An 18,531-nucleotide genomic window follows, 5' to 3' on the forward strand; every position below is an offset into this window, starting at 1 on the left:
CGGTTTAACCATTATTAATAAATCGAACACATTGCAATCGGTAATGCGAGACCTTAAATCTCCATAAGCCATTAGAGACACCATGATAGATCAACTGAAGCAACATATTTCGGAAGTGGAAAAATTTTCTTCCGACAACCTAGAAGCCATTGAAGCTTTCCGTATCCAATATTTAGGCAAAAAGGGTATTTTGAACCATTTCTTTGCTGAGTTCAAAAATGTGCCCAACGATCAGAAAAAAGAATTTGGACAGGTTGTGAACCAACTTAAAAATGCCGCTACCGATAAGGTCAATTCCCTAAAAGAACTCTTGGAAAACAGTGTTTTGGAAACGGGAATTTACGGAGATCTTACAAGACCTGGTGAGCCCATTGAGCTTGGAGCGAGACATCCTATCTCTATCGTTAAAAATCAAATCATCGATATCTTTTCCCGAATTGGATTCAATGTTTCCGAGGGACCTGAAATTGAGGATGATTGGCACAACTTTACGGCCCTGAACCTTCCGGAATACCACCCGGCAAGGGATATGCAGGACACGTTCTTCGTTCAGACAAATCCCGATATTTTATTGCGTACCCATACCTCCTCGGTACAGGTTCGTTATATGGAAAACAACAAACCCCCCATTAGGACCATTTCACCGGGTAGGGTGTATAGGAATGAGGCCATTTCTGCCCGTTCCCATTGTTTTTTTCACCAGGTCGAAGGACTTTATATTGACAAAAATGTCTCCTTTGCAGACTTAAAACAAACACTACAATTCTTTACCACAGAACTTTTTGGGAAGTCTAAAATACGCTTGAGACCCTCTTATTTCCCTTTTACCGAACCCAGTGCAGAAGTAGATGTTTATTGGGGATTGGAAACAGAGACCGATTATAAGATGACCAAAGGAACAGGATGGCTAGAAATTATGGGATGTGGGATGGTAGACCCCAATGTTTTAAAAAACTGTGGAATTGACCCTAACGAGTATTCTGGATTCGCTTTTGGGATGGGTATTGATAGGATTGCACTTTTATTGCACCAAATTTCAGATATTCGTTTGCTAAGTGAGAACGATATTCGCTTTTTGGAGCAATTTAAAAGCTCCTTCTAACCTTTAGAAATAAGTAACTATTCTTTTAAATCCCTATTCGCATTAATTTTCTACGCCAATCGATGAAAAAAGATATTGAAATCCCTATTGCCAAAGAAGTTTTTGTAGCAATTGTTCATGAATGGAACAAGGAATTCCTCTCAAAGGACTGGAACGCCTATATCATAAATAATAGAAATACCCCAATAGACATGGTACTTATCGTTTCCAAGGGACATGATAAAGATAAGAAAACCTCTACCATGAGACATGGAATTGGCCTTGTTGGTGCCAAATCCTATGAAAAAATAGAAATGGTCCAAGAAGATGTACTGGCGTTGGACAATGAATTTTTTGTCACATTTTTTGCCGATGATAAATTATATGAACGGCGATACAACTTTGATAAAAATACCGTGAACGAACAAAACCTTATCAACATTCCAATTATTGATAAAGAAGGGGTCTTGGCAAAATAATTATCTAAGGGAGAATCCTTTTGCTGCCCACCACGGATGTAATTCTATCGTTAATCTGCCCACAGCAACCATTGGGTCCAAATGGGCAAGACTGTCCGCTATTTGGAGCGTTGGTACGTTATAGATCGTAATTCCACGTATTTCTCCCTCATCCCCAAAGGGTCCTGAGATATCAGCATATCCCAATTCATACATTCTCCCTAAGTGTTCCAAATGTAATTTTTGCAAACTGTCTGCTTCCTTTTCACTTTGTCCCCTGTTGGGTCCTATCTTTAAAAAAGCAATAAAGTACTGCTGCATCAATACCGTATCCTTGGTTTTCTCATCTATATAATCAAAGGTTTGAAATCCTTTTGAATCCAATTCCTTTTTAATTTGGGAAATGGTTGGCTTATCAACGTCTATTCCATTATCCTTTGCAGTCAAAGGTTCCTTTTGGTCTTTGCAGGAAACTACAAACACCATTAAGACCAAGGTTCCCCATAGTTTTAGTGCTGCCATTTTTTATACGGATGTTTACTCAATTGTGCATTGTAATATTGGGGCTGCCCTGTGACTTCTTCCCCTAACCATGAAGGCCTTTCATAGCTTTCATCCTCTACTGTCAATTCAATCTCCGCCACCACGAGTCCCTCATTTTCCCCAAAAAACTCGTCCACTTCAAATAAGTGTTCCCCTACTTGTACATCATACCTAATTTTATCAATTGCCCCTGGCTCTGCCAGTTTAAGCAAGGCTTCTGCCTCGTTAACCGGTATTTCCGTCTCCCATTCAAAACGCGTTGTACCATTTTCGCTTCCCATTCCCTTTACGGTCAAAAATCCCTGGCCTTCCTTCACCCTAATCCTAACAGTTCTGAAAGGATCGGTATTTAAAAAGCCTTGGACTATTCTATTTTTTTTATGCGCCTCCTTTTTATAATCATTGGAGACCACTAAAAATTTACGCTCTATTTCTATCATTAATTCTCTCTAAGCAACTATTTGTTTCCAATTTTTTCTATCTCGTCTGATTCAATTCTAATTTGATCATAATCATGGTTGGCGACCCAGACCATGGCTTTTGCAATAGTCTCAGGCTCAATAGATCGATACTTCTCCAATGGACCTACCAGTAGTAGATTAAATAGGCCAAACAATTGTTTAAAAATCCATTCTCCTACCCTTTTTTCCTCTCTTTTGCCGCCAATGAGAGAAGGTTGCATTATATGAGTTTTGGGGATATTATATTTTAACACATCCCGCTCCATTTCACCTTTTACACGATTATAAAATATAGAACTATTGACTTTTGCCCCCAGGGCTGAAATCAGGACAATAGTCGTGATGCCATTTTCCTTACAAAGTTTTGCCGCGCTCACTGGGATGCCGTAATCTATCTTTTTATAGATTTCTTTATTTGGTGTCTTTGATTTGGTCGTCCCAATACAACAGAATACCTCATCTGCCCTGAATTTATCGGCCTGTGTATCCAATTCCAAAAGATCTATCAAATATTCTTCCAACTTAGGATGTGTGCGGCCTACTGTAGTTCTCGAAAAAAGAATTACCTTTTTATAGTGATCATTTGATAAGAGCAGATTTAGCAAATAACCACCCGTTAAGCCCGTTGCTCCCAGAATTATTGCCGTTTTATCTTTTGTTTCCATCCAGATAAATATAGCTTAATTTTGTACTATGTCCTATGATTTCCCATTGCGAAAAATTATCCATGTAGACATGGATGCCTTCTACGCATCCGTGGAGCAATTGGACAATCCGGAGCTAAAAGGCAAACCCGTAGCCGTTGGTGGAGGGGAAACAAGGGGCGTAGTGGCCGCTGCGAGTTATGAGGCCAGAAAATATGGTGTCCGTAGTGCAATGAGCGGCTATCTTGCCAAAAAGCAATGTCCTGAGCTTATCTTTGTGAAACCCCGATTTGCCAGATACAAAGAGATCTCCCAAAAAATAAGAAACATCTTTATGGACTACACAGATCTTGTGGAACCACTGTCCCTGGACGAGGCATATTTGGACGTAACCGTCAATAAAAAAGGCAATCCCTCAGCTACACTTATTGCCCAGGAAATTAGACACCGAATCTATGATGAATTAAAGCTGTCTGCTTCTGCCGGTATTTCAATCAATAAATTTATTGCCAAAATTGCAAGTGATATCAACAAGCCAAATGGTCAAAAAACTGTAAATCCAGAAGAGGTAATTTCCTTTTTGGAAGGTCTTGAAATAAGAAAATTTTATGGGGTAGGGAAGGTAACCGCAGATAAAATGTACAGTTTGGGCATCTTTACGGGGTTGGACCTAAAAACCAAATCCCTAGAGTTTCTGGAAGCGCATTTTGGGAAAGGTGGGGCCTTCTACTACAACGTTGTTCGGGGTATACATCTAAGCCCTGTTAAGCCCAACAGAATCCCGAAATCGGTCGGAGCGGAACGGACATTTGATGAAAATTTGAGCAGTGAAGTCTTTATGCTGGAGCGTTTGGACAACATAGCCAAAGAGCTCGAAAAAAGATTGAAGAAATCGAATATTGCAGGAAAAACAGTTACTTTAAAAATTAAGTTCAGTGATTTCTCTTTACAAACCAGAAGCAAAACCCTGCCATTTTTTGTTGCTGACCATTCGCTTATATTGGAAACCACAAAAGAACTGCTGTATCAGGAAAAATTAGAAAACTCTGTTAGACTCCTGGGTATTTCGCTGTCAAATTTGAATACTGAAAAAAAAGTAAAACTACAGGATGAGGTTATTTCCGTACAGCTTCAGTTCGACTTTTAAATCCAAAGCCAAAACAAATATATCTTCAATATTCATCAGTAGTACACTTAAATATTCCTTACAATCTCCGATATTACTATATATTTAGAACTATTCTGTTGAATATTTAAGGTTATAATCGGATTGAATTTGTTCATTTATTAAACAGATTTGTTAATCAACCCCCAAAATTTTCCAACCATCTAAACTTTTTCTAATTTCGATGTAAAATTTTCTATTCCAATCTATTAATTCTATGGTCGCAGACCAACGGAATATAAATTTGTAAGGGGTATAATTGCTATCAGAATAATTAAACACCAATGAAACACTACGAAAAAGCCATCTCTAAATTTCACAGGTCTCTTGAGCTCAATCCCAACCCCCTGCTTTCTTGGGATTTTTCCTTGACAAACTTTGGCAATTACTGTAAATACCAAAATGACATTGACATACTAGATGCTATTGCTAAAAACAACGGATGGGCCTTTCAGCCTCAGTTTAAACAGGAATTACAGGAAAAGGAACAAATTATTGTGGTTACGGATGCAACGCTCAAAATTGTACATGCGACCAAAAATATTTTTGGCATGAACGGGTATACCTTGAACGAAATCATTGGAAAAAGACCTAAGATGTTTCAAGGCAAGGGTACCGATAAAAATACAATAGCAGCTATTTCTAAGGCCGTAAAAAGCCAATTACCTTTTGAAGCCAGGGTTTTGAATTACAGAAAAAACGGAAGTGAATATTGGTGTGATATTAAAGCCCAGCCACTTTTTGACCAAAATGGAAAGATGGTCAACTTTATTGCCTATGAGCGTGAGGTTGCCTAATTCAATCTAACCTAAAAAATGAAAGCCCCAACTATTTAAAATAGTTGGGGCTTTCTTATATTAAATAGTAGAGCTTAAAGCGCCTCTATCTCCGATACCCTTAAGGTGTTTACCATTCCTTTATCCTTTATCGGCATGGCCGCCAAACTAATTAGCATGTCTCCAGGTTCTAAAAAGCCCTTTTCAACAGCAAGTCTGTTTACATCCTCAATAGTTTCATCTGTAGAAACGTATTTGTCATAATAAAAAGCCTTAACACCCCACAAAAGGTTTAACTGGGTTAAAATTCTTTTGTTGGACGTAAATACCAAAATATGGGCACTAGGTCTCCAAGCTGAAATTTGAAATGCCGTATATCCACTATTTGTTAAGGTTGATATTGCCTTGGCCTTGATCTCATTGGCCATTAAAGAAGCATGATAACAAATGGACTTGGTTATATATCTCTTGGTACGGATCTGTGGCGGATCTTGAGGTACCTTAATAAGATTTGATCCTTCAACACTTTTCAGGATACTGGTCATTTTTTCAATTACCTGTACAGGATAATTACCAACCGAAGTCTCACCAGATAGCATTACTGCATCGGCACCATCCATAACTGAATTGGCAACATCGTTTACTTCAGCTCTTGTAGGCGTAAGACTTGTGATCATCGTCTCCATCATCTGCGTAGCAATAATCACTGGAATCCTTGCTTTTTTAGCCTTTAGCACCAATTGTTTTTGGATCAAAGGAACTTCATGTGCGGGAACTTCCACACCTAGATCTCCCCTAGCAACCATTAACCCATCACAATAGGCAACGATCTTATCTATATTTTCAACAGCTTCTGGCTTTTCAATTTTAGCAATAATCGGTATTTTTACATCGGAATGTTCTGCGATCAAATTTTGAAGGTCGATCAAATCCTGGCTAAAGCGAACAAATGAAAGTGCAATCCAATCTACTTTTTCCTTAATGGCAAAAATAGCATCCTTAATATCCTTTTCTGTCAAGGCAGGTAAGGAAATGTTTGTGTTTGGAAGATTTACCCCTTTTTTTGATTTCAATGGACCACCTTGGATTACTTTGGCGCGAACCTCATCCTTTCTATTGGTCGTCAACACTTCAAACATCAACTTCCCATCGTCCAATAATATATTTTCTCCTGGATTAACATCTTGGGGAAAAGTGCTGTAGTTCATGTATACCCTTTCCGCATTCCCTTCAAAAGGCTTTCCTGTTACAAAGGTAATCTCATCTCCTGGTGCTACCACTACTTCTCCTGCCATTACACCAACCCTAAGTTTTGGGCCTTGTAAATCGCCTAAAATAGAAGTGTTGGTTCCCATCTCGTCATTCAGTTCACGGATCATTTTAATACGTTCCGAAACATCCTTATAATCGGCATGGGAAAAATTAATCCTAAAGACGTCTACCCCAGCCTCGATCATTTGTCTCAGCACCTCTTTCTTACTAGTGGCAGGCCCTAGGGTTGCGACTATCTTTGTCTTTTTGTTGCTTGGCATTGTTTTAAAAAATTAAATTATTTTTTGATTTTAGTTTTTTGTTATCCACGGTATAAGCAGTGATTACTTTAGGAATCTTCAAGATCTCCTTTACAATTGTTTCGCAATCACCTACCTCATCCATTTCTACCTTTAAAAAGTAATCCACATCTCTGTGCTCGGGCACCAAGTAATGGGTTCTATAGGATGGTTCATTCCCAAATAGGTCTTCTTGACCTAAATTTTCTTCCTTAATACTATAATTTGTTATGAGGGTCCAAATGGCATCATGTGCAATGTCTTTCCATTCGAATATAGGGAAAGAAATATCTTTGGAAATATCCAAGTCGTCTTTAGACCTTTTTAGTTTTGATTTTAGGCACATATTAAGGGCGTAAACCAATGCGTGATCTTCCAAACTACTGTGCAATGCGATCAATGTATACGAATCCTCAAAAAAGTCTTCGGAAATTTTATGTATGGCCGCCATAACTTGTAAGCAAAACGTAAATATAGGATATATAACGCAAGAAACATAACCCTCCAAAAGGTTTAAGAGCCTTTAAATCAACGAAAACGTTAGAGTTGAGGTAATTTTATTCGGATTTATCAATTTTGTTCTGCAATGCAAAATATGCCCTCTTGGAAGCTCTTTCTTCCGCCTTCTTTTTAGAGGTTGCTCTAGCTTTGGCAACAACATTGTTCCCTATGGTGAGTTTAACAGCGAAATGCTTTAGGACATCCTTGCCGGTATCCTCATATACGTGGTAATTAAAGGTCTTTTTCTGTTTTTGGCACCATTCTATGACCAAGCTCTTATAGCTGATAACCTTACCCTCCAGTTGTTCAATATCCACATATGGGATAATCACCCTGGAATTGATGAATTTCTCACAGTATTTATACCCTCTATCCAAATAGATAGCCCCTACCAGAGCCTCAAAAACATTCCCATGGATATTGTCCCCAAAGTGGGATCGTGGAATTCTGCTTTCCACAAAATCGATAAGGTTTAAATCCTTTCCCAACTCGTTCAAATGTTCCCTACTTACAATTTTTGAGCGCATTTTGGTCAGGTATCCCTCATCTCCTTCCGGAACTTCATTGTAGAGGTAACGGGATATTATGGTGCCGAGCATGGCATCCCCCAAGAATTCTAATCGCTCATAGTTCATAGGGTTCCCCTTGGCGTCTTTAACGTTGGCGGAGCGGTGGAGAAATGCCTTTTTGTAGATATCTAATTTCTTGGGCTTAAATCCAAGTATTCTAGTCATTCCCCCAAAAAAATCCCCATCCTCTTTAGGATGGGAATTGAATATATTGGAAGGAAAATTCATTCGCTATTTAACTTATTTTTTTAAAAACAACGCAAGCGTTGTGTCCTCCAAAACCGAACGTATTGCTCATGGCCACATTAACCTCTCTTTTCTGGGCCTTGTTCAACGTGAGGTTTAGGTTAGGGTCTATATTCTCATCTACCGTAGTGTGGTTGATGGTTGGTGGCACTAAACTGTGTTTCATTGCCAATATGGAGGCAATGGCCTCTATAGCTCCGGCAGCTCCCAAGAGATGGCCGGTCATAGACTTGGTAGAATTTATATTAATATTTTTTGCATGTGCGCCAAATACCTTGGTAATTGCTTTCAACTCTGCTACATCTCCCAAGGGGGTCGACGTACCATGTGTATTGATTGCATCAACATCTTCAGGTTTTAGTCCGGCATCACGTAAACAGTTTTCCATAACGCGAACTACCCCAATACCATCTGGATGGGGTGCTGTCATATGATAGGCGTCACTAGACATTCCACCACCGACAATTTCGGCATAAATATTTGCTCCCCTTGCCTTGGCATGTTCGTATTCTTCCAGAATCAAGGCTCCTGCACCTTCACCCAGCACAAAACCATCCCTAGTGGCATCAAATGGCCTAGAGGCAGTTTCAGGGCTCTCATTTAAGGTAGATAGGGCATGCATGGCATTAAAACCACCCATTCCCGCAATGGTTACGGCTGCTTCACTACCACCGGTAACAATAACATCACAATGGCCCAAACGGATATAGTTAAGGGCATCGATCATAGCATTGGCCGAAGAGGCACAAGCTGAGACCGTTGTATAGTTGGGTCCCATAAAACCATGCTTTATGGAAATATTACCAGGGGCAATATCGGCGATCATCTTTGGGATAAAAAATGGATTGAACCTTGGGGTACCATCTCCTTCAGCGAAATTCATCATTTCGTTCTGGAATGTTTCCAAGCCTCCTATACCTGCTCCCCAAATTACGCCTACACGAAATTTATCTATTTTATCAAGATCTAATCCGGAATCTAGTATTGCTTCATCAGAAGATACCAAGGCATATTGTGCAAACCTATCCAGTTTACGTGCCTCTTTTCTATCAAAATGGTCTTCTGCATTGAAATTCTTTAGTTCACAAGCAAATTTTGTCTTGAATTTTTCAGTATCATAATATGTAATTGGGGCACATCCACTTTTCCCGCTTTTTAAGCCTTCCCAATATTCCTCAATATTGTTGCCTATGGGGGTTAACGCTCCCAATCCAGTAACCACAACTCGTTTTAATTGCATTGAACCAATTTTTATTTTAGTATCTAAGACAAGTGTAAATTAAAAAAAAATATCCATGCGACACTATTACCACATGGATATTTTAAAAATCTCATTCAAGATATCATAAAATTACTTTGCCTCTTCTATATAACTAATTGCTTGACCAACTGTTGCTATATTTTCGGCTTGATCGTCTGGAATCTGGATATCGAATTCTTTTTCGAATTCCATAATCAATTCAACAGTGTCCAATGAATCTGCTCCTAGGTCGTTAGTAAAGCTTGCTTCCGCAACAACTTCGTTTTCATCAACACCCAATTTATCAACGATGATAGCCTTTACTCTTGATGCAATGTCTGACATAATTATTCTTGTTTAAATATTTAATTGATGGCAAAAATAAAAAACTTTAGATTAATTACACTATTTGCCGTTAAAATGTAGAGCAAATTAATGAATTTTAATTCAAGAGTGTTAATTTAGCCCAACTATTTTACCCTCCTGAAAGAAAATAAATTTCATGAAACGTATCGTTCTATTTGCCTCTGGATCTGGATCCAATGTTGAAAACATCGCTAATTATTTCAAGGACAATCCCAACGTGACTATTTCTGCAGTACTAACAAATAAAAGGGATGCGAAGGTTTTGGAACGTTGCGACAGGCTAAAGATCAATGCGCTCTATTTTAATCGGACAGCCTTTTTGGAAAGTGATTGTGTGTTGGATATTCTCAAAGCAATTAACCCCGATTTAATTGTCCTGGCCGGTTTTCTATGGAAAATTCCGGATGCATTAATTTTTAACTTTTCAGATAAGATAATCAACATCCACCCTGCCCTTTTGCCAAAATATGGCGGAAAAGGCATGTATGGAATGAAAGTTCACGAGACCATTATTCAAAATAAGGAAACAGAAACGGGAATCACCATACACTACGTAAATCAAAATTATGATGAAGGTGCTATTATTCATCAGGCAAAAACTGAGGTTACCCCCTCCGACACGGCTGAAAGCGTAGCACAAAAGGTGCATGCCCTGGAATATGAACATTTTCCTAAAATAATAGATTCCCTCTTGCATGGATAAAGCAGATGTACATATCTATACAGATGGGGCAGCGAGGGGAAATCCGGGTCCTGGCGGTTACGGCATTGTGATGGAATGGGTGGGAAAACCTTATAGAAAAGAATTCAAACAAGGGTTTAGGCATACGACCAATAATAGAATGGAATTATTGGCGGTCATAGAAGCCCTGAAAAAACTTAAAGTACCAGGTCTTAAAATTACCGTTTTTACCGATTCAAAGTATGTTGTGGACGCTGTAGAAAAAAAATGGCTGGAGCGTTGGGAACGGACCAATTTTAAGGACAAAAAGAATCCCGATCTGTGGAAACTGTTTCTTGTGGAATACAGAAAACACCAGGTCCGTTTCAAATGGATAAAAGGACACAACAATCACCGCCAAAATGAACGATGCGATCAATTGGCCGTTGAGGCTTCCAAAGAATTGAATCTCCCTGCTGACAAAGGCTTTGAGGATTCCTTAAAGAATTAGGGCGTAGACTTTATTCCATAGCTCATATTCGTCAAAGCAATCTTTTTGAAACTTCAATAAATTCTTGGAAAGTTACCCTTATATTTGCAGCAAATTTTAATAAATGGGCAAATTACTGATTGTGGGCACTGTTGCCTTCGATGCTATTGAGACACCTTTTGGAAAAACAGATAAAATACTTGGGGGAGCAGCAACCTTTATAGGTCTTGCCGCATCACAATTTGACCTGGATTCCGCGATTGTTTCTGTAGTAGGGGACGATTTCCCACAAGAATACCTAGATCTTTTATCCAGTAAGAACATAGACATCTCGGCTATAGAAATAGTAAAAGGTGGCAAAACCTTTTACTGGAAAGGCAAATACCACAATGATCTTAACTCCAGGGACACTTTGGCGACAGAGCTTAATGTTCTGGCCAATTTTTCACCAGTAGTACCACATAACTTCAAGAATGCCGAAGTGGTTATGCTAGGCAATCTCCACCCGAGCGTCCAAAAAAGTGTCATTGAACAAATGGAGACCAAGCCAAGGCTTATAGTTCTTGATACCATGAACTTCTGGATGGACAATGCGCTGGAAGAATTGTTGGACGTAATTAAACATGTAGATGTTATTACCATCAATGATGAAGAGGCGAGACAGTTGACCAAGGAGTATTCCTTGGTAAAGGCCGCAGCAGCCATCCATAAATTGGGACCAAAATATGTAGTGATCAAAAAAGGGGAGCACGGAGCCCTTTTATTTAAAGATGAGAATGTGTTTTTTGCCCCAGCACTGCCCTTAGAGGAAGTTTTTGATCCAACAGGAGCTGGAGATACTTTTGCCGGGGGGTTTGCGGGCTATCTCGCAGAATCAAAAAACATTTCCTTTAACAATATGAAAAGCGCCATTATACACGGCTCTAATCTAGCATCTTTTTGTGTTGAAAAATTTGGAACTGAAAGAATGAAAAATCTTGAAAGGAAAGAAGTTACTAAACGACTGATGCAATTCAAAGAGTTGACACAGTTTGATATTGAATTACAATAATATTTGCCCTGTCTTTTCAGGGCTTTTTTAATACCTATTTATCATGAGTGACGCTATTAAGCACGAATGTGGAATTTCCCTAATTAGATTATTAAAGCCTTTGGAGTACTATAAAGAGAAATATGGTACTGCCTTTTATGGGGTCAACAAAATGTACCTCATGATGGAAAAGCAGCATAACCGTGGGCAAGATGGTGCTGGCTTTGCCAGTATAAAATTGGATATGGAGCCCGGGGAACGCTATATGAGCAGGGTACGTTCAATTGCCCAACAACCCATTCAGGATATTTTTGCACAAATCAACGATCGCATAAATACCACTTTATTGGAGCATCCAGAATATCAGGATGATGTGGCACAGCAAAAAAAACACATACCTTATATAGGGGAGGTCCTATTGGGTCATGTTCGTTATGGAACTTTTGGAAAAAATAGCATAGAGAGTGTTCACCCTTTTTTAAGACAGAACAACTGGATGCACCGTAACCTTATTGTGGCCGGTAATTTCAACATGACCAATGTTCATGAACTCTTTGACAACCTCATCCGCATTGGACAGCACCCTAAAGAGCTTGCCGATACTGTTACGGTAATGGAAAAGATAGGTCACTTTTTGGATGATGCAGTAGCAAAACTATACAAGCAAATAAAAAAGGAAGGTTTCAGTAAACGCGAAGCATCCCCTATAATTGCTGAGCGGCTCAATGTTGCAAAAATACTGAGAAAAGCGGCAAAGAACTTTGATGGAGGTTATGCCATGGCAGGCTTGTTAGGTCATGGAGACTCCTTTGTACTAAGAGATCCTTCCGGGATACGACCTACCTATTTTTATCAAGATGATGAAGTGGTGGCCATTGCCTCTGAAAGACCGGCCATACAAACCGTCTTTAATGTAAGGTATGAGGATATTCAAGAATTGGATCCGGGCAAGGCAATCATCATTAAGAAAAATGGTGAAGTTATGCTCAAACAAATATTGGAACCAAAAGAACGCAAGGCCTGTTCTTTTGAGCGTATTTACTTCTCAAGGGGTAGTGATAAAGAAATATACCAGGAACGAAAGGAATTGGGGAAATTGCTTTATCCACAAATTTTGAAGTCGATAGATGGTGATATCAAAAACACTGTATTCTCCTATATTCCCAATACCGCAGAAACATCATTCTACGGAATGGTGAAGGAGGCCCAAAACGATCTTAACAGGCAAAAGGAAAAACAAATCTTGGCTATAGGCTCCAAGATTACCTCAGAAGAGTTACATGCAATTTTAGAGGTGCGTCCTAGAATAGAGAAGGTAGCCATCAAAGATGCCAAGCTTAGAACGTTTATCACACAGGATAGCAGCAGGGATGATCTTGTCGCCCATGTATACGATATTTCCTACGGTTCAGTAAAAGAAGGGGACAACCTTGTCATTATTGATGATAGTATTGTTAGGGGAACTACGTTGAAGAAAAGTATTCTTGGCATACTAGACCGATTGTTGCCTAAAAAAATAATCGTGGTATCATCCGCTCCACAAATACGATATCCCGATTGTTATGGTATAGATATGGCCAAATTGGAAGACTTCATTGCTTTCAGGGCGGCACTTGCGCTACACCAAGAAAAAAATACCATGCATCTGGTAGAGGAGATCTACAAGAAATGTTTGGATCAGGTCAGCAACCCGGATAGTGATATCATCAACTACGTCAAAGAATTCTACACCCCGTTTACCACAGAGGAGATTTCTAAAAAAATTGGGGAATTGTTATGTCCTGATGGAATAAAAGCTGAAGTGGAGATTATTTATCAGACCGTTGAAAGTTTACACCAGGCCTGCCCCAAAAATTTGGGAGACTGGTATTTTACCGGTGACTATCCGACGCCCGGTGGGAATAGAGTTGTTAATAGAGCCTTTATCAATTTCTTTGAAGGCAAAAACCAACGCGCATATTAACAAAATTATCGATGAAATGCACAAATATGTGCATTTCATCGATAATAATCGCATTTTGGCGGTCTTATAATTTAAATCGAACCTTCCACAAGTATTTTTATGGCTACCATAGCATAAGTAGGTTAAGTTCATGGTAAGATTTGGGGCAAAAAAGGTGGAGACTTCTCCACCTTTTTTATTTTAACCGCCCTCTACCCCCAATAATTGAACATCCCTTCAAGCGTCCGTTCATCGGCAAAGAAGCGTTTCATCCCCTTTTAAAAGGAATTAGTCTAAAAAATTATTTCAGTTCTACCTATTGCCCTACTTTCGAAGGACCATAGCATAAGTAGGTTAAGTTCATGGTAAGATTTGGGGAAAAAGGTGGAGGCAACTCCACCTTTTTATTTTTACATCCTCTACCCCAATATTTAGAATTTCTTTCCCATTGCCACTCATCGATAAAAAAGCATTTCAACCCATTTTAAAAGGGCTTAGTCTAAAAGATTGTTTCGTTTCCACCTATTGCTCTACTTTCGAAGGACCATAGCATAAGTAGGTTAAGTTCATGGTAAGATTTGGGGAAAAAAGGTGGAGGAAACTCCGCCTTTTTTATTTCTGATAATCAAAACAATAGCACTCTACATACCTCAAAACAAAAATATCCGAATCTATTCTTTCGAAAATTTATTCATTTTTCTTTGTTATTTCTCACAATACCAGTAATTTAGTACCGCCATAGCATAAGTAGGTTAAGTTTATGGTAAGATTTGGGATGAAAAGGGTGGAGACTTCTCCACCCTTTTCTATTTGCACCCCCCTACTTTCCAAATCAACTTCTCTAGCCATACTTTTAGATATCAGACTATTACTGCTTTTTGAAGCATCAATTTCACCTACTTATTGGAACAAAAAAAACCATCTTACAATGAGTAAGATGGTCTATACCTTAAAGGCTTAATTATTATTTGTTGGCTTTGTAAAGTTCAGCAACTTTATTCCAATTGATAATATTATAGAAATGTGTAATATAATCAGGTCTTCTGTTTTGGTAGTTTAGGTAATACGCATGCTCCCAAACATCCAATCCCAAAATTGGGAATCCACCACAACCAACACCTGGCATTAATGGGTTATCTTGATTAGGTGTAGAGCAAATCTCCAATTTACCTCCTTTATGAACACATAGCCATGCCCAACCAGAACCAAATCTTGTAGCTGCCGCCTTTGCAAAGGCATCTTTAAAGCTATCGTACGATCCAAATGCGGAATTGATGGCATCTGCCACCTCTCCACTAGGCTCACCTCCACCTTTCGGTGACATTACTTCCCAAAACAAGGAGTGATTGTAAAATCCACCTCCATTGTTCCTTACAGCAGCATTGGACATGTCCAAATTGTTCAAGATATCCTCTATGGATTTCCCGGCAAGGTCAGTTCCCTCAATTGCGTTGTTCAAGTTGGTGGTATATCCATTGTGATGCTTTGTATGGTGTATTTCCATTGTTTTAGCATCAATATGAGGTTCCAATGCATCGTATGCATATGGTAATTTAGGTAATTCAAAAGCCATAATTATAGTGTTTTATAGTTAATTATTTCTGTTTCCCAAATTTAAGGTTTTAAGAAGCAATTTCCATTAATAATTTGTTAAGAACTGTTCAAGAATCCTTATTTTGCAAATAAAATTAGTGCAGAACGCCAACTACAAAATATATAATGCCTCTGCCGGTTCGGGCAAGACCTTTACCTTAACCAAGGAGTATCTTAAAATTATTCTTGCTTCCAGGTCCAACCGTAGTTTTCGCCAAATATTAGCCATTACCTTCACAAACAAGGCCGTGAATGAAATGAAACAACGCATCTTGGGCAGTCTGTACGATTTTGGGGAGACCACCTCCTTAAAAGAGGCATCGCCCATGTTTCTTACCATTTCGGAAGAGCTGCAGATGAGCGCTGAAGACCTTCAAAAAAAAGCAAGAAAAACGCTAAAAGAGATTTTGCACAATTATGCTTTTTTTGATGTGTCCACTATAGATAAATTTACGCATCGACTTATTCGCACCTTTGCAAAGGACTTAAAACTACCACAGAATTTTGAGGTAATTATGGACACCGCCCTTCTTTTGGATGAGGCTATAGCCCGACTCATCAACAAGGCGGGGACCAATGAAGAACTCACCTCAGTATTGCTGGATTTTGCCCTGGAAAAAGCAAATGAGGACAAAAGTTGGGACATAAGTCTGGATTTGGCCAAAATTGGGAAGTTGCTCTTTGATGAAAATCATGCCGACCACCTAAAACAGATTACAGATAAGGAAATAGGTGATTTTTTGGTGCTGAAGAAAAAAATCCAGTCAGAAATATTGAATTTAAAGAATGATTCTAAAGTTTTAGCTAGCAGTATATTTCCTTTAATTGACAGTTTTGGCCTAGAGACCACCGACTTTCCAAGAGAAACACTACCAAACCACTTTAAAAGGATTGCAGATGGTGAAATATCCGTTGGTTTATATAAAAATCAGTTGGAACAGAACCTCCAAAATAATGGCATACTCAAAAAAGCCAAATCTGCATTGGATTCTGAAATTTGTCCACCACTTTTGGAAATCTACTTAAAGATAAAACATATCGTGTATCAAATTCTATTTCTTGAGAATGCCTATAATAACATAGTTCCCCTCACGGTCCTTAATGCCATACAGCAAGAGGTGAAAGCTTTGGAATTGGAAAGGGACCAATTGCCCATCTCCTCCTTTAACCGGATCATCTCGAAAGAAATTAAAAATCAGCCTGCTCCCTTTATCTACGAAAGGCTGGGCGAAAAGTACCGGCATTATTTTATTGATGAGTTCCAGGACACTTCGGAGATGCAGTGGAACAATCTGATCCCCTTAATAGGAAACGCGTTGGAGAGTGAGGATCTTCTTGGGCAAAAAGGGTCCTTATTATTAGTTGGTGATGCCAAACAGGCCATATACAGATGGCGCGGTGGCAAAGCGGAACAATTTTTAAACCTGATCAACCTAGAAAAAAATCCGTTCGTACTTTCCCCGGATACCAAAAATTTACCTGCCAATTATAGGAGCTGTGAAGAGGTGATCAAATTCAATAATGATTTCTTTACCGTTGCCAGTCCCTTTCTCAATAATGTTGCTTATAATCAATTGTTTCTTGAGGGGAACAAGCAAGAATACAATTCCAAAAAGGGCGGCTTGGTGACAATAAGCTTTGTTGAGGAATCGGAGGATATGACCGAAAATGAGCATTATTGTGCACAGATACTGAAATGCATTGAAGAAGTAAGGGAAAAGAATTTTGGGTTAAAAGATATCTGCATTCTTACACGTAGCCGTAAACATGGGATTATCGTGGCAGATTTTCTAATGAAAGAAGGAATCCCAATCATTTCCTCTGAAACCCTTTTATTGAACAGCAGTCCAAAAGTTCAATTTTTAATTGCCCTCCTGCACTATTCAATCGATCCTAATAATAAGGAAATTGCTTTTGAAATACTTTATTTTCTTTCAGGGGATAAAGGACCCAATCATAATTTTATAGCATCACATATGGAGGCCGTAGGTGACCTATTAAAAAATGTATATGATTTTGATGCCAAGTATTTAAAACAACACTCGGTTTATGACGGGTTGGAACACGCCATAAAGCAATTCAATTTAATAGAAAGTTCTGATGCCTACATCACCTATTTAATGGATACGGTCCTGGAGGTGGAACAAAAAGATGGGAGCAGTCCACATTCTTTTCTGACCTATTGGGAAAAGAAAAAAGACAAGCTAAGCATAACGGCTCCTGAAAGTGTGAATGCCATTCAGATTATGACCGTGCACAAGTCGAAAGGCTTGGAATTTCCCATCGTAATATTCCCTTATGCCAATGAACAGCTCTATAAGGAAATAGATGCAAAATTATGGATCCCTGTGGATGCGGATTCGTTCAACGGTTTTGAAGCGCTTTTGGTGAATAAAAAACAAGAGGTAGTGGAATATGGAGAAGCTGCCAGTGCGCTCTACGAGGAAGAGCAGCATAAATTGGAATTGGACGCCTTTAATGTTTTATATGTTGCGCTGACAAGAGCTGAAGATGCACTTTATATACTAACCAAGAAAGATCTCAAAAGCAATGGGGATCACAAAACGGATTTCTATTCTGGGCTGTTCATACATTATTTAAAGGAAAAAGGACAATGGGATCCTTCAAAGCACTCCTATGCATTTGGTGGGCTAAATTTTGCAGAAGAGCATCAAAAGCCCATGATGGATCAATTAACCGTCCCTTATGCCCTTACTTATAAGGATAGGCCAAGTTTCAACCTCATCACCACCTCGGGCTCTCTTTGGGATTCAGGGGCGGAACTTGCCATGGAACAAGGAAATGTACTGCATCAGCTTTTAAGTTATATAAAGACTGAAGCAGATATTGCCCAAGCTCTAACCTTAATGCAAAGAAATGGCCAAATTACCCATCAGGAAACAAACTCCCTGAATGAGGTTCTTTTAAAGATTGTCCGCCACCCAGAACTGGAAGAATTTTTCCATTCGGATGCAATTGTTTGGAATGAAAGGGATATAATTACCCAAATCGGGTTAATTTTGCGACCAGACAGGATTGTGCTACAAGAAAAGGCAGTAACGATAATTGATTACAAAACAGGAATCAGGAGTTCTACCCACCATGCACAGGTGAATGATTATGCCTTGGCCATGGAAGCCATGAACTTTACTGTTAAAAATAAAATTATCGTTTATATTAATGATACCATAACACCAGAATTCATATAATACCTT

At 39.0% G+C, this 18,531-nt stretch carries 19 protein-coding genes; 9 read left to right on the top strand and 10 right to left on the bottom strand.

What is annotated here, in order from left to right:
- Positions 1-82: 82 nt before the first annotated feature.
- Positions 83-1,102, top strand: a complete 1,020-nt coding sequence (gene pheS, locus ABXZ32_RS04325; RefSeq protein WP_354617443.1) for a phenylalanine--tRNA ligase subunit alpha — start codon at positions 83-85, stop codon at positions 1,100-1,102.
- Positions 1,103-1,164: 62 nt separating this feature from the next.
- Positions 1,165-1,560, top strand: coding sequence for a hypothetical protein (locus tag ABXZ32_RS04330; RefSeq protein ID WP_354617444.1), 396 nt, complete (start codon positions 1,165-1,167; stop codon positions 1,558-1,560).
- Here ABXZ32_RS04330 and ABXZ32_RS04335 read toward each other — a convergent pair whose 3' ends face one another.
- Genes ABXZ32_RS04335 through ABXZ32_RS04345 form a run of 3 tightly spaced genes read right to left on the bottom strand, consistent with a single transcriptional unit; the run spans position 1,561 to position 3,208 of the window.
- Positions 1,561-2,061 (bottom strand): YciI family protein, encoded by a 501-nt coding sequence (locus tag ABXZ32_RS04335; RefSeq protein ID WP_354617445.1) that lies wholly within the window; start codon positions 2,059-2,061, stop codon positions 1,561-1,563. It lies immediately after the preceding gene.
- Positions 2,049-2,522 carry a CYTH domain-containing protein gene (locus ABXZ32_RS04340; protein WP_354617446.1) on the bottom strand — a complete coding sequence of 158 codons (474 nt, stop codon included), beginning with the start codon at positions 2,520-2,522 and terminating at the stop codon, positions 2,049-2,051. Before ABXZ32_RS04340 ends, ABXZ32_RS04335 begins: the two co-directional genes overlap by 13 nt.
- 17 nt (positions 2,523-2,539) lie before the next feature.
- A complete protein-coding gene (locus ABXZ32_RS04345; RefSeq protein ID WP_354617447.1) occupies positions 2,540-3,208 on the bottom strand; it encodes an NAD(P)H-binding protein in 669 nt (222 codons plus the stop codon).
- 28 nt (positions 3,209-3,236) lie between these two features.
- Between ABXZ32_RS04345 and dinB the strand changes: the two genes are divergently transcribed.
- Both dinB and ABXZ32_RS04355 read left to right on the top strand, forming a co-directional pair.
- Positions 3,237-4,334 carry a DNA polymerase IV gene (gene dinB, locus ABXZ32_RS04350; protein ID WP_354617448.1) on the top strand — a complete coding sequence of 366 codons (1,098 nt, stop codon included), beginning with the start codon at positions 3,237-3,239 and terminating at the stop codon, positions 4,332-4,334.
- A gap of 302 nt (positions 4,335-4,636) precedes the next feature.
- Entirely contained in the window at positions 4,637-5,149 is a 513-nt protein-coding gene (locus tag ABXZ32_RS04355; RefSeq protein ID WP_354617449.1) for a PAS domain-containing protein, read from the top strand.
- Positions 5,150-5,223: 74 nt separating this feature from the next.
- Here the strand turns inward: ABXZ32_RS04355 and pyk are convergent, their stop codons facing one another.
- The 5 genes from pyk to ABXZ32_RS04380 form a co-directional block, all read right to left on the bottom strand.
- The gene (pyk, locus tag ABXZ32_RS04360) at positions 5,224-6,660 is read right to left on the bottom strand and encodes a pyruvate kinase (RefSeq protein ID WP_354617450.1); all 1,437 of its coding nucleotides are present in this window, start codon (positions 6,658-6,660) and stop codon (positions 5,224-5,226) included.
- Between the two features lie 4 nt (positions 6,661-6,664).
- Positions 6,665-7,129 carry an IPExxxVDY family protein gene (locus ABXZ32_RS04365; protein ID WP_354617451.1) on the bottom strand — a complete coding sequence of 155 codons (465 nt, stop codon included), beginning with the start codon at positions 7,127-7,129 and terminating at the stop codon, positions 6,665-6,667.
- Between the two features lie 106 nt (positions 7,130-7,235).
- Complete coding sequence (gene rnc, locus ABXZ32_RS04370; RefSeq protein ID WP_354617452.1) at positions 7,236-7,976, bottom strand: ribonuclease III; 741 nt, start codon at positions 7,974-7,976, stop codon at positions 7,236-7,238.
- Positions 7,977-7,983: 7 nt separating this feature from the next.
- Positions 7,984-9,234, bottom strand: a complete 1,251-nt coding sequence (fabF, locus tag ABXZ32_RS04375) for a beta-ketoacyl-ACP synthase II (protein ID WP_354617453.1) — start codon at positions 9,232-9,234, stop codon at positions 7,984-7,986.
- Positions 9,235-9,345: 111 nt separating this feature from the next.
- Positions 9,346-9,579, bottom strand: a complete 234-nt coding sequence (locus tag ABXZ32_RS04380; protein ID WP_009778413.1) for an acyl carrier protein — start codon at positions 9,577-9,579, stop codon at positions 9,346-9,348.
- A gap of 157 nt (positions 9,580-9,736) precedes the next feature.
- On the opposite strand from ABXZ32_RS04380, the gene purN reads away from it, so the two are divergent.
- The 4 genes from purN (at position 9,737) to ABXZ32_RS04400 (ending at position 13,744) form a co-directional block, all read left to right on the top strand.
- The gene (gene purN, locus ABXZ32_RS04385) at positions 9,737-10,303 is read left to right on the top strand and encodes a phosphoribosylglycinamide formyltransferase (RefSeq protein WP_354617454.1); all 567 of its coding nucleotides are present in this window, start codon (positions 9,737-9,739) and stop codon (positions 10,301-10,303) included.
- Positions 10,296-10,772, top strand: a complete 477-nt coding sequence (gene rnhA, locus ABXZ32_RS04390; RefSeq protein ID WP_354617455.1) for a ribonuclease HI — start codon at positions 10,296-10,298, stop codon at positions 10,770-10,772. Before purN ends, rnhA begins: the two co-directional genes overlap by 8 nt.
- A 103-nt stretch (positions 10,773-10,875) precedes the next feature.
- Positions 10,876-11,802 carry a PfkB family carbohydrate kinase gene (locus ABXZ32_RS04395; protein ID WP_354617456.1) on the top strand — a complete coding sequence of 309 codons (927 nt, stop codon included), beginning with the start codon at positions 10,876-10,878 and terminating at the stop codon, positions 11,800-11,802.
- A gap of 43 nt (positions 11,803-11,845) precedes the next feature.
- Positions 11,846-13,744: an amidophosphoribosyltransferase gene (locus ABXZ32_RS04400; RefSeq protein ID WP_354617457.1), complete on the top strand. Its 1,899-nt coding sequence runs from the start codon at positions 11,846-11,848 to the stop codon at positions 13,742-13,744.
- A gap of 690 nt (positions 13,745-14,434) precedes the next feature.
- On the opposite strand, the gene ABXZ32_RS04405 is transcribed toward ABXZ32_RS04400, so the two are convergent.
- Together ABXZ32_RS04405 and ABXZ32_RS04410 are read right to left on the bottom strand one after the other, a co-directional pair.
- A complete protein-coding gene (locus ABXZ32_RS04405; RefSeq protein WP_354617458.1) occupies positions 14,435-14,572 on the bottom strand; it encodes a hypothetical protein in 138 nt (45 codons plus the stop codon).
- A gap of 115 nt (positions 14,573-14,687) precedes the next feature.
- Positions 14,688-15,296, bottom strand: coding sequence for a superoxide dismutase (locus ABXZ32_RS04410; RefSeq protein WP_354617459.1), 609 nt, complete (start codon positions 15,294-15,296; stop codon positions 14,688-14,690).
- A 103-nt stretch (positions 15,297-15,399) separates the two neighbouring features.
- Between ABXZ32_RS04410 and ABXZ32_RS04415 the strand changes: the two genes are divergently transcribed.
- Positions 15,400-18,525 (top strand): UvrD-helicase domain-containing protein, encoded by a 3,126-nt coding sequence (locus tag ABXZ32_RS04415; RefSeq protein WP_354617460.1) that lies wholly within the window; start codon positions 15,400-15,402, stop codon positions 18,523-18,525.
- Positions 18,526-18,531 lie beyond the last annotated feature (6 nt).

The organism is Sediminicola luteus, from assembly GCF_040566555.1.
In the GTDB taxonomy this organism is placed as follows: Bacteria; Bacteroidota; Bacteroidia; order Flavobacteriales; family Flavobacteriaceae; genus Sediminicola.